Source organism: Tepidibacter thalassicus DSM 15285 (genome assembly GCF_900129915.1).
GTDB lineage: Bacteria > Bacillota > Clostridia > Peptostreptococcales > Peptostreptococcaceae > Tepidibacter > Tepidibacter thalassicus.
Genome location: NZ_FQXH01000039.1, coordinates 1 through 11744, shown reverse-complemented (window position 1 = coordinate 11744; position 11744 = coordinate 1). Strand labels below are relative to the sequence as shown.

At 29.2% G+C, this 11744-nt stretch carries 9 protein-coding genes; 1 reads left to right on the top strand and 8 read right to left on the bottom strand.

The features are described from left to right. From BUA19_RS10975 to pth, 4 genes are all read right to left on the bottom strand, one after another. On the bottom strand, positions 1 to 257 hold a 257-nt coding region (locus BUA19_RS10975), incomplete at its 3' end, for a helix-turn-helix domain-containing protein (protein ID WP_143145428.1). 83 nt (positions 258 to 340) lie between these two features. Next, the gene (locus tag BUA19_RS10970; protein WP_072726465.1) at positions 341 to 1366 is read right to left on the bottom strand and encodes a peptidylprolyl isomerase; all 1026 of its coding nucleotides are present in this window, start codon (positions 1364 to 1366) and stop codon (positions 341 to 343) included. Positions 1367 to 1400: 34 nt separating this feature from the next. After that, positions 1401 to 4775: a transcription-repair coupling factor gene (gene mfd / locus BUA19_RS10965; RefSeq protein WP_072726464.1), complete on the bottom strand. Its 3375-nt coding sequence runs from the start codon at positions 4773 to 4775 to the stop codon at positions 1401 to 1403. 15 nt (positions 4776 to 4790) lie between these two features. After that, positions 4791 to 5351: an aminoacyl-tRNA hydrolase gene (gene pth / locus BUA19_RS10960; RefSeq protein ID WP_072726463.1), complete on the bottom strand. Its 561-nt coding sequence runs from the start codon at positions 5349 to 5351 to the stop codon at positions 4791 to 4793. Positions 5352 to 5505: 154 nt separating this feature from the next. Here pth and BUA19_RS10955 point away from each other — a divergent pair, with 154 nt between their 5' ends. Further along, a complete protein-coding gene (locus tag BUA19_RS10955; RefSeq protein WP_072726462.1) occupies positions 5506 to 6594 on the top strand; it encodes a GerAB/ArcD/ProY family transporter in 1089 nt (362 codons plus the stop codon). A gap of 16 nt (positions 6595 to 6610) precedes the next feature. Here the strand turns inward: BUA19_RS10955 and BUA19_RS10950 are convergent, their stop codons facing one another. The 4 genes from BUA19_RS10950 to BUA19_RS10935 form a co-directional block, all read right to left on the bottom strand. Continuing rightward, entirely contained in the window at positions 6611 to 8602 is a 1992-nt protein-coding gene (locus tag BUA19_RS10950; protein ID WP_072726461.1) for a methyl-accepting chemotaxis protein, read from the bottom strand. 93 nt (positions 8603 to 8695) lie between these two features. Next, positions 8696 to 9643, bottom strand: coding sequence for a ribose-phosphate diphosphokinase (locus BUA19_RS10945; protein ID WP_072726460.1), 948 nt, complete (start codon positions 9641 to 9643; stop codon positions 8696 to 8698). A 32-nt stretch (positions 9644 to 9675) separates the two neighbouring features. Next, positions 9676 to 11046 carry a bifunctional UDP-N-acetylglucosamine diphosphorylase/glucosamine-1-phosphate N-acetyltransferase GlmU gene (gene glmU / locus BUA19_RS10940; RefSeq protein WP_072726459.1) on the bottom strand — a complete coding sequence of 457 codons (1371 nt, stop codon included), beginning with the start codon at positions 11044 to 11046 and terminating at the stop codon, positions 9676 to 9678. 292 nt (positions 11047 to 11338) lie between these two features. Next, positions 11339 to 11744 (bottom strand): RNA-guided endonuclease TnpB family protein (locus BUA19_RS10935; protein ID WP_143145374.1); only part of this gene is annotated, 406 nt, incomplete at its 5' end.

The following is an 11744-nucleotide window of genomic DNA, read 5'->3' as shown; positions in this document are numbered from 1 at the left end:
ATATCATCTAATGATCCTTTTCCATCAAGATAATCTCTCACAGACATATTCTTAATTTTTTCTGAATAAGAAGTATTCTTAGATGTGGTATTTAATCCATTAATTCCTAATGATTGATAATTTCGAATCCAATTGCTTAAGGTGCTTCGATTAACACCAATTAGTTTAGCAGTATGATTGATAGAGTCCTCTCCATTTATACATCTAAGAACATATTCTAATTTTTCATTTGTTGTGAACTTACTTTTTCTTCCCATAAAAAATACTCCTCCTTATAGCCAACAGTTTTATTATTTTAACTGTCTACTATAAGGGGAGCATATCAGGACTTCCTCGTAATTTATTTTATATTTTTTAAAAACTTTTCAATTTTTGCTTCTTTTCTCAATTCATCTATTTTATCTCTATATTTTTCCTGTTCAATTTGAGTTTTTATTCCGTTTTTTACTTCTTCAAGTTTTCTAATTTCGTCAACTTTATCTTCTACCTTTATAATATGGTATCCAAATTGAGATTCTACTATATCTGATATTTCTCCTGGTTTTAAAGCAAATGCTGCTTTTTCAAAATTAGGATCCATAACTCCTCTTCCGAAATATCCTAAATCTCCTCCGTTTTGTGCTGAACCTATATCTTGCGAATATTCTTTAGCAAGTTTTGCAAAGTCTTCTCCATTTTTAGCTCTTATCAATATTTCCTCAGCTTTTTGTTTTGCTTTTTTTATTTCTTCATCAGATAAAGGAACTAATTTACCTTTTTCATCTCTTTTTAATTGTCCATTTTCATCTTTTTGTACCGTTAAAAATAGTATATGAGATGCTTTTACTTCTTCTCTTTTGAATTTATCTTTATTTTTTTCATAATAATCTTTTATATCTTGATCACTTATTCCCAAACTGTTTATATAGTTTTCTTTATATTTCACAATAGCCATATCTTTTTTTAACTGTTCTTTTAAAAACTCATCGTCTATATTGTTGTCTTTTAAAAACGACTTGAATTCTGGATTTTTTTCCAACTGCTTTTTAAAGTTGCTTAATTGTTTATCTACTTGACTTTTATCTATTTTTAAGTTTTCTTTCTTAAAAGCTTGATATACTATTTCATCGTCAATCATATTGTCAAGTACTCTCTCTTTTACCATTTCTAAAACAGTTTTTCCTTTTTCAGCTTCTTTAGTCCAAATGTCAGGTCCATATACATTTTCAAAATTCTTCTTGTACATTGCTAAAGTTTTTTCATATTCGCCAAGCGTTATAACCCTATCATTTACTTTTGCTACTACATCTTTTGATTGTCCTTTGCTACAAGCTGTTAGCGAAAATGCCAACAAAATCATTAATACTACCGATATTATTTTTTTCATTTCAAACATCCTTTCATTTTTTATCATAAGGTTATTATAACATCTTTTCTAAAACATTAGCAATTTCTGTAACCAATTTGTAATGATTTTTTTCTTTAGTTGTAAATCTATAATGAGGTTCTAAGTATATTTTATCTTTTATTTGTTTTATCGTTTTTACTTTGAGCTTTTTGCCAAGTGCTTTTATATACGCTATCATTATTAGAGTTTTAAGAGGGATTGGTATTTCAGAAAATCTATCTTCTATTTCTTCCTCTATCTCTTCCTTGTCTTTTTTATCTTCTATTGATGAGATTTTTTTGTATATTTCAATTTTAATGCTTTCATCTTTTATATAGCTTTCTGGTATATATGCGTTTACATTTAAATCTATTTCTGTATCTATTTCTTCTATTTTTTCTCCTTTTACTTTTCTTATAGCTTCATTTAACATTTTCACATAAAGGTCATATCCAATGACAGCCATATGTCCATGTTGTTGTGAACCTAATATATTCCCAGCTCCTCTTATTTCGAGATCTCTCATAGCTATTTTAAATCCTGATCCAAATTCAGTAAACTCTTTTATAGCTTTAAGTCTTTTTTCAGCTACTTCACTTAAAATTTTATTTTTTTCGTACATAAAATACGCATATCCTTGACGAGATGACCTTCCAACTCTACCTCTCAATTGGTAAAGCTGTGATAATCCCATTTTATCTGCATCGTATATTATTATTGTATTTGCATTTTGTATATCCATTCCCGTTTCTATTATGGTTGTACAAACCAAAACATCGTATTCTTTTTCCAAAAACTCAAGCATTACTTTTTCCAAGCTTCTTACAGTCATTCTTCCATGGCCTACTGCAACTTTAGCATTGGGTACTAATTTTTTTATAAGAGCTGCCATTTCTTCTATGCCTTCGATTCTATTGTATACAAAAAACACTTGACCTCCTCTAGATATTTCTCTTTCAATTGCATCTGCTATAATGCTCTCTTTTCCCTCGACTACATAAGTTAAAACCGGATGTCTTTCTTGAGGAGGCTCTTCGATTAAGCTCATATCTCTAATTCCACTAAGCGACATGTGAAGTGTTCTAGGTATAGGTGTTGCAGATAATGTAAGTACATCTACTGATGATTTTAATTTTTTTAGTTTTTCTTTATGTCTTACTCCAAATCTCTGTTCTTCATCTATTACTACAAGTCCTAAGTCTTTAAATTCAATGTCTTTTGATATTATTCTATGTGTCCCTATAACTACATCTACAAGACCTCTTTTTATATCTTCTATTATTTGTTTTTGTTGTTTTGGAGTTTTAAATCTACTCAAAACTTCAACTCTTATAGGGAAATTTTCAAATCTTTGTTTAAATGTATTATAGTGTTGCTGAGCAAGTATTGTAGTTGGAACTAAAAATACAACTTGTTTTGAATCCATACAAGCTTTAAATACAGCTCTTATAGCAACTTCTGTTTTTCCATATCCAACATCTCCACATATCAATCTGTCCATTACTTTATCGGATTCCATATCCCTCTTTACATCTTCTATTGCTTTTAACTGATCTTCTGTTTCTTCATATGGAAATAGCGATTCAAATTCTTTTTGCCATGGCGTATCTTCTCTATATTTATATCCTTTTGAACTTTCCCTTTTTGCATAAAGCTCTATAAGCTCTTTTGTCATATCTTCTATTGATTTTTTTACTTTTGCTTTAGCTTTATTCCAATCGTTAGTTCCTAGCTTATTTAGCTTTACATTCTCTACATCTTGACCGATGTATTTTTGAACTTTATCCATTTGATCTGTTGGAACAAATAAATTATCTCCTCCAGAGTACACTATTTTTATATAGTCCTTTTTAATCCCTGCAACCTTTAATTGTTCTATTCCAGCATATCTACCTATTCCATGACCTTCATGAACTACATAATCTCCAATATTTAGTTCTAAAAAGCTCTCTATTTTTTTTCCTTTTTTAAATTTCTTCTTTTTCTTTAGAGAAATTCTCTTGTGAACCCCAAATATTTCATTGTCAGTAATCAGTGCGTATTTTATATCGCTGTATTGAAATCCTTGAGATACAATTCCAGGAGTTATAACTATTTGCGATGGTTTTATTTCTCCTTCTCTACCTTCTAAAATAACTGTTTCTACTCCTTCATTTAACAAATTATCGTAAAGTTTTTTAGATTTATCAATACTTCCCGGAACTATTAGCACTTTATAGCCATGGTGTTTTAAATATTTGAGTTCTTCGACTAGTAAATCTATTTTACCATTAAAAGAAGCTATTTCTCTTGAATTAAAATTAACTGTAAATTTAGGTTCAAATTCTTTTATAGTTTTTGGAAGAATGCTTTTGAGAATTATAAATCTACTTCCTATTAAATCTTCTAACTCGTCAAATCTATTCAGTAAATTTATCTGAGATTTAAGCACTGTTTTTCTTTCTAAATTGACTTTGTAATTTTCTTTAAATTCATTGTAATAATTATTGTATTTTTCTATTATTCTTGAAGGCTCATTAAATACAACTAAAGCGTCTTTTTTAAGGTAAGAAAAAATGCTCTTATCCATATCTTCATATAAATAATCTATATAGTTTTCAAGTCCTTCAAAGTATATTCTCTGCTCTATTTTTTCTATATTAGAGTATACATCTTCACTTGTATCCTCTTTTAATTCTCTCTTTATATTTTTTAATGCTTTTTCTAAGTTTTCAGGATATATAATTTCTCTAGATGGAACTATTTCAAATTCATTTATTTTTTCTACTGATTTTTGAGAAATAACGTCAAACATCCTTATTGAATCTATTTCATCGCCAAATAGCTCTATTCTAATTGGATATTCGTAATTTCCCGAATATATATCTATAATTCCTCCTCTTATACTAAATTGACCTATCCCTTCTACTTTAACTACTCTTTCATATCCAAGTTCAACAAGTTTTGAAGATAATTGTTCTGTATTTATAACATCTCCTAATCTGTACCTAAATATATTTTTATTCAACACATCTTTAGGTATATATTTTTTAAGAACAGCTTCTATCGAAGTTACTAAAATTATATTATCCTCTTTTATAAGACTTAAAAGTACATTTATCCTTTTAGATTCTTCTTTTCTATCCTTTGCATCCAAAAAATAAAATAGTATTTCTTCAAAAGACAAATACAAAACATTATCTTTTACATAAAAGCTCAAATCTTCATATATTCTTTTTGCTTCTAAATCACTATGAGTTATAATCATAATTTGCCTATTCAATTTTTCAAATAAAGCATATGTCATATGACTTTTTTGAGAATATACAAGTCCATTCACTAAAAGGGGAGATTTATTTTCCTCTATACTTTTTATAATATTATTAAATTCTAAAGAGTAGTTTAAGGGACTTATAAAAATATCATTCATCATTATCACCTTTCATTAGCCATTGTATTTATTCATAGATATATCTATTCCCTCTTTTATTATGGTTTCTACTGCAAGAGCTGCTCTATCTAATGTTTCATTTAAAATTTGTACTTCTTCTTTTCTAAATTTAGACAGCACAAAAGAAGCCAGATCCTGTCCTTTTTCTGGTTTTGAAACTCCTATTCTAACTCTAGGGAAATTATCAAATTTAAGATTGTTTACAATAGATCTCATTCCATTATGAGTTCCTGCACTTCCCTTTTTTCTTATTCTTATTTTTCCAACATCTAAGTCAATATCATCGTATATTACTATTATATTTTCTGGATCTAATTTATAATACTTATATATTTCTAGTAGACTTTGTCCACTTAAATTCATATAAGTTTGAGGTTTTACTAAAAGTACTTTCTCATTTCCTATTCGCCCTTCTCCAATTAATGCTTTGTGTTTTATTTTTTTTACATCTATACTGTTGTTCTTTGCTATTATATCTATAATATTAAATCCAACATTATGTCTAGTATTTTCATATTGTTTACCCGGATTTCCTAAACCTACAACAACGAACATACATACTCCTCCTATTTATCATAACTTTAACAATAAATTATTATATCACATTTCACAAAAATTCTTTCAGTAAAAAATGTATAAAAAAATTATGTTTTTGAACAAAATATAATTTATAAAAGAAATATACAAAAAACATCGGAGGACAATTGTTGTGAGTAGAGAAATTATTTCTGGCAAACAAGGTTTATCTATTGTTGTTATTTTTATGGCAGGAACTTCATCTATACTATCCCTTGCACTTGAAGCCAAAGAAGATATATGGTTAGCTATTATTTTATCCGTGCTTATGAGTATTACTGTATCACTTATATTTGTCAATCTTCACTTTAATTTTCCAGGTAAAAATTTATTTGATATATGTGAAATTTGTTTCGGAAAATCTATAGGCAAATTATTTATACTTTTATTTACTTGGTTTACCTTTGAGGAAGCTTCTCAAACTTTAATAAATAACAGTCAATTTTTAGAAGATACTGCTCTTGCTGAAACACCTACAATTGTACCTAGAATGTTTATTTTAATCTTATGTGTTTGGATTGTAAAAGGTGGAATTGAATTAATTGGAAAATGGTCTGACCTATTTATCATCCCATTTATAATTTTTGTATTTATTTCAGTAGTTTTATTAATTCCCGAAATGGATATAGATAATATATTTCCTATTTTAGATAACGGGATAACTCCTGTAATTGAAGGGGCTTATTCGGCATTTACATTTCCTTTTGGAGAAACAGTAATACTATCCCTTGTATTTTCACGTTTTAAAACTAAAAAATCGTATTATACAACTTATATATTCGGTTTAATAATAGGTGGGATATGTTCATTAGCTCTTTCTCTATCTACGGTTTTAACTATAGGATCAACTCAAGCTTTGCAAACTTATTATTCCACATATAATACAGTTTCAAAAATAGATATATCGGATTTTATTCAAAGACTAGAAGTAATATCAACACTTATATTTGTAATAGGAAGTTTTCTTAAAATCAGCATACTTTTGCTAGCTAGTTCTATTGGTATTAGTAAGCTGTTTAATTTTGAAAGCTACCGTTTTATAGTAACGCCAGTTTCACTTTCTATAATCAATCTATCCTTTATCTCATTCGATAATAGAATGTCTTTTGTAGAGTGGAATTCTAATGGATGGCTTTATTATTCTTTTTTGTTTGAAGTGATTTTACCTGTTATTATATTTATTACTGCTAAAATAAAAAACGTAAAAAAAGCCCCGAGTTAGTTCGGGACTTTTTTAGTTATATTTTAAATATTTTTATTTCTTCATTTAACTTCATAGAAAGACCATTTAGCTTATCTGCTGCTTTTGCAACTTCTTCAATAGCTAGAGCCTGCTCATTCATAGACGCACTAACTTCTTCTGATGAAGATGCACTTTCCTCTGATACTGCTGATATGTTTTGTATAGATGCTACTATTAAATCTTTTTCTTCATTCATGTTGTTGACAAATTCTTTTATAGAAGAAATTTTATATGTTATATCTCCAACTGATCTCGATATAACGTCAAATGAACTATTTACTTTTGAAACAGCATCTGCTTGTTCACTTGATACTTTTTTGACTTCATTCATTATTTCAACTGTATTTTGACTATCCTTTTGTATATTTTCAACTATATTCTTTATCTCATCTGCTGCATTTCTAGAGCCTTCTGCAAGTTTTCTTATTTCATCAGCAACAACTGCAAATCCCCTTCCATGCTCTCCTGCTCTTGCTACTTCTATTGATGCATTAAGTGCTAATAAATTTGTCTGTTCTGCAATTGATGTTATTGTATCTAATATCTCCCTTATATTTTTCGATTTATCGTTAAGTGCAAGTACAGCTGATTCTATCATTTTTGTTGTATTGATATTTTGATCAGTTTTTTGTTTTAAGTCTTCAACTGCTTCAAAACCTTGTAAATTAGAATTAACTACATTTTCAGCAGATACAAACATATCATTTGTATTATCTGTAAGCTCATTTAATTTGTCAGACAATCTATTTACAAGTTCAACTCCTTTTTCAGCATCTTCAGCTTGTGATAAAGCTCCTTTTGCTATTTGTTCAACTGTCATAGCTACTTGATCTGATGTTGCACTAGTTTCTTGAGCAGTAGCTGCTAAGTTTTCCGATGAGTTTCTAACTTCGTGAGATACTTCTTTTATGTTTTTAATTAAATTTGAAAGAGTATCTATTGTGTCATTAAAATTGCTCGCCAATTTTCCAAGTTCATCATCTGTCTTTATATCAGATCTTACAGTTAAATCCCCTTCTTTAATTTTTTCCATATCTGATATTAATTTATGTATAGTAGATGTCAAACTTTTAGAAAATACATAGGCAACTATTATAGCACCTACTAAAAGCATTCCTCCAATTAATACAATAGTATATATCATATCATGGGCTCTGTCTAAAATCTCATCTAAATATAAACTTCCAAATATTGTCCATCCCGTTTTATTCATTTTTCTAAACGCAGCAAATTTTTTTCTAATTTTGCCATTTTCATTTAACTCGTATACTACATCTCCTGTTTTTTCTTTTGCCATGGCTTCAACTATTTCTTTTGTTTTAAGTTTATTTCCTATTTTGCTTTTATTTTTGTGTGTCATAAAATTTCCATTTGCATCGACAATAAATGGATATCCATTATTCCCTATTTTCATTTTGCTTATATTATTTGACAGAGAATCTAAAAGTACATCCATGGCAACTACTCCAACAAATTCATTATTTTCATCATACACAGGAGATGATACTGTTACCACTAGTTTGTTTGTATGTACATCTACATATGGCTGAGTCCAAGAAGTAATTTTTTTCTCATAAGCATTTTTATACCAAGGTCTTGTAGTTGGATCAAAATCTTCACTATATTCTGCTTGAGGATATGTAAACATTTGCTTATCTTTTGTTCCCATATAAACAGATATGACGTCTTTATGAGAATCTATAACTCCCTGAAAAAGACCTATCATAAAAGGTTCATAATTTGGATGATTTAATATTTCTTTCAAATCCACATTATTGGCGAGCATATCTAAACTATCTTCAAATCCTTTTAAATAATTATCAATAGAAATTTCTATCCCTTCTAATGTACTAACTGAAAGCTCTTTTAAATCTTTTTCTATTATGTTTAATGATTTTTTATGAGCAGCTACTCCTAAAAATATCAATGGAACTGTTATCAATATAACAAATACCGATATCAATTTTCCTCTTATCCCCATTTTCATCTTTATTCCTCCTATTTCAACAATTTTACATATAATACATTTTACCACAAAATAAATATTTTACATAACAAAAAAGTGGCTAAAGCCACTTTTTTAGTTAAACAAACTGCTTACAGACTCATTTGAAAATATCTTGTTAATAGCACTAGCAAATATAGAAGATACACTTTGTATTTTTATCTTATCTATTTTCTTTTCCTCTGGTAATGCTATAGTATCAAGTACTATAAGTTCTTTTATAACTGAATTTTCTATTCTCTCTATTGCAGGTCCTGATAGTACAGGGTGAGTACAACAAGCATATACTTCTTTTGCTCCAAATTTTTTCAATGCATATGCTGCATTTGTTATAGTTCCTGCAGTATCTATCATATCATCCACTAATATTACATTTTTTCCTTTTATATCTCCAATTATATTCATAACCTCTGAAACGTTGGCTTTTGGTCTTCTCTTGTCTATAATTGCAATAGGTGCATCGAGTTGATTTGCAAAGTTTCTAGCTCTTGTAACACTTCCAAGGTCAGGAGATACTACAACTAAGTCCTCTATATTTTTCTTTTTAAAATAATCAGCAAGTATAGGAACTCCAAGTAAATGGTCTACAGGTATATCAAAATATCCTTGAATTTGAGCAGCATGTAAATCCATAGTCAACACTCTATCTGCTCCTGCTGCAGTTATGAGATTTGCAACTAATTTTGCTGTAATTGGATCTCTTGCCTTTGCTTTTCTGTCCTGTCTTGCATACCCGTAATAAGGGATAACTGCTGTTATTCTACCAGCCGATGCTCTTCTTAAAGCATCTATCATTATAAGCAGCTCCATTAAATTGTTGTTTACTGGACTATTAGTCGATTGAATTACAAATACATCTGTACCTCTTACAGTTTCACCAATATTTACTGAAATTTCCCCATCGCTAAATGTACACACTTTAGCTTTAGCTAAAGAAACTCCTAAATCTTTTGCAATTTTTTCGGCAAGTTCAGGATTAGAATTTCCTGTTAAAATTTTAATTTCACTACCACTAGTATTCATATATTAAAAACCTCCCAGAAGAATTTAATAAACTATTTATCAAATATGCCTTTTTTTTCAACCCATCCTTCTTTATTTACTTGTCTTGCTCTTGCAATTGAAAGTGAACCACTTGGAACATTATCTGTTATAGTAGAACCTGTCGCTACATACCCTTTTTCTTCAACTACAACAGGTGCTACTAAGTTTGAATTAGAACCCACAAATGCATTGTCTTTTACTACAGTTTTGTGCTTATTTTTTCCATCGTAATTTACGAAAACCACTCCACATCCTATGTTTACATTTTTACCGATATGAGCATCTCCTATATATGCAAGGTGTGATGCTTTTGAATTATCTCCTATTTTAGAATTTTTGATTTCAACAAAATCTCCTATTTTAACATTACATCCAACTTCACTATTAGGTCTTAAATAAGCATAAGGACCAACACTGCTGTTTTCTCCAACAGTACTGTTTATTATCGTTGATATTTGAATTTCTACATTGTCTTTTATATCAGAATTTTCAATTCTAGAATTTGCTCCTATTATACAATTACTACCTATTGTAGTATTTCCAGATATAACACAGCCTGGATATATTATTGTATCCATTCCGATTTTCACATTACATTCTATATATGTATTTTGAGGATCTATTATTGTAACTCCATTTATCATGTGAATTTGATTAATTCTCTCTCTCATTATTCTTTCAGCATTTGAAAGCTGAACTCTCGAATTCACTCCCATAAGTTCTTCGATGGTAGATCCCTTATATGCCCCTACTTTTAATCCTTCTTTTCTCAGTATTTCTATGACATCTGTAAGGTAATATTCTCCCTGTGCATTATCATTAGAAATACTTAAAAGACCTCTCTTTAAATTCTCTCCACTGAAACAATATATCCCCGAATTTATTTCTTTTACTTTCTTTTCTTCGTCATTTGCATCTTTTTCTTCTACTATTTTTAATAAATCTCCATTTACATCTCTTATTATTCTTCCGTATCCATTTGGATTTTCAATTTCTGTTGTAAGAACTGTTGCAGAGTAATTATTTTCTCTGTGATATTCAAATAAATTTTTTAAAGTACCTTCTCTTATAAGCGGTGTATCTCCACAAAGTACTACTACAGTATCTTCATCATTTATGTATTCTCTTGCCATCATCACTGCATGACCTGTTCCCAACTGTTCTTTTTGAAGTACTGTTTTTACACTTTCATTTAATTTTTCTTTTACCATATCTGCTTGATGACCAAGTACTACTATGTTCTCTTTACACCCTGAATTTATAGCTACATCTATAACATGATTTACCATTTCTTTTCCACACACTTTATGAAGTACTTTAGGAAGATTTGATTTCATCCTAGTTCCTTTTCCAGCTGCAAGTATTATAGATTTTAAATTCATGTTTTCACCTCTATAAAATTTAGTGTAACACTTTCCCTTAAATACTATAGCATTTTTTCGTCAAAAAGTATACAAAATTACAAGACAAAAATCATTTAAAATGCATTTAAAAAATCCAGTATCAATTTTATCGCTTTAAGCGATAAATACAATACTGGATTGTGAACTCTCCCTCCACTTGCTCACGCTGAAGTGGGGGCTTCTTGGTGTATCCAAGAACTTTTCCTGCTTCTACGACCTCGTAACCTACTATCTCCACAGGCTATCCCCGTAAGACCTACGGTTCTTATTATTATTCTATATCTACTAGTCCTTGTTTTAGAATATTTTTGCTAGCATTTATATCTCTATCATGAATACTGTTGCATTTAGGACATTTCCATTCTCTTATTTGTAACGGCATATCTTCCATAACATACCCACATTCACTACAAGTTTTTGATGATGGGTACCATCTATCTATTTTATGAAGTTTTCTTCCATACCACTTTGCTTTATATTCAAGTATAGTAACAAATTTATACCAACTTACATCTGAAATACTTTGCGCTAATTTTTCATTTTTCATCATATTTTTGACTGCTAAATCCTCAAGAACTATAACTTGGTTTTCGCTTATAATTCTTTTAGATAATTTGTGAATAAAATCCAATCTTTGATTAGTTACTTTTTCATGTAATTTAGCAACCTTTATTCTT

Bases quoted from the DNA above. Each gene is read 5' to 3' on its own strand.
- BUA19_RS10970 (WP_072726465.1), bottom strand. From the start codon at position 1,366: ATGAAAAAAATAATATCGGTAGTATTAATGATTTTGTTGGCATTTTCG.
- mfd (WP_072726464.1), bottom strand. From the start codon at position 4,775: ATGAATGATATTTTTATAAGTCCCTTAAACTACTCTTTAGAATTTAAT.
- pth (WP_072726463.1), bottom strand. From the start codon at position 5,351: ATGTTCGTTGTTGTAGGTTTAGGAAATCCGGGTAAACAATATGAAAAT.
- BUA19_RS10950 (WP_072726461.1), bottom strand. From the start codon at position 8,602: ATGAAAATGGGGATAAGAGGAAAATTGATATCGGTATTTGTTATATTG.
- BUA19_RS10945 (WP_072726460.1), bottom strand. From the start codon at position 9,643: ATGAATACTAGTGGTAGTGAAATTAAAATTTTAACAGGAAATTCTAAT.
- glmU (WP_072726459.1), bottom strand. From the start codon at position 11,046: ATGAATTTAAAATCTATAATACTTGCAGCTGGAAAAGGAACTAGGATG.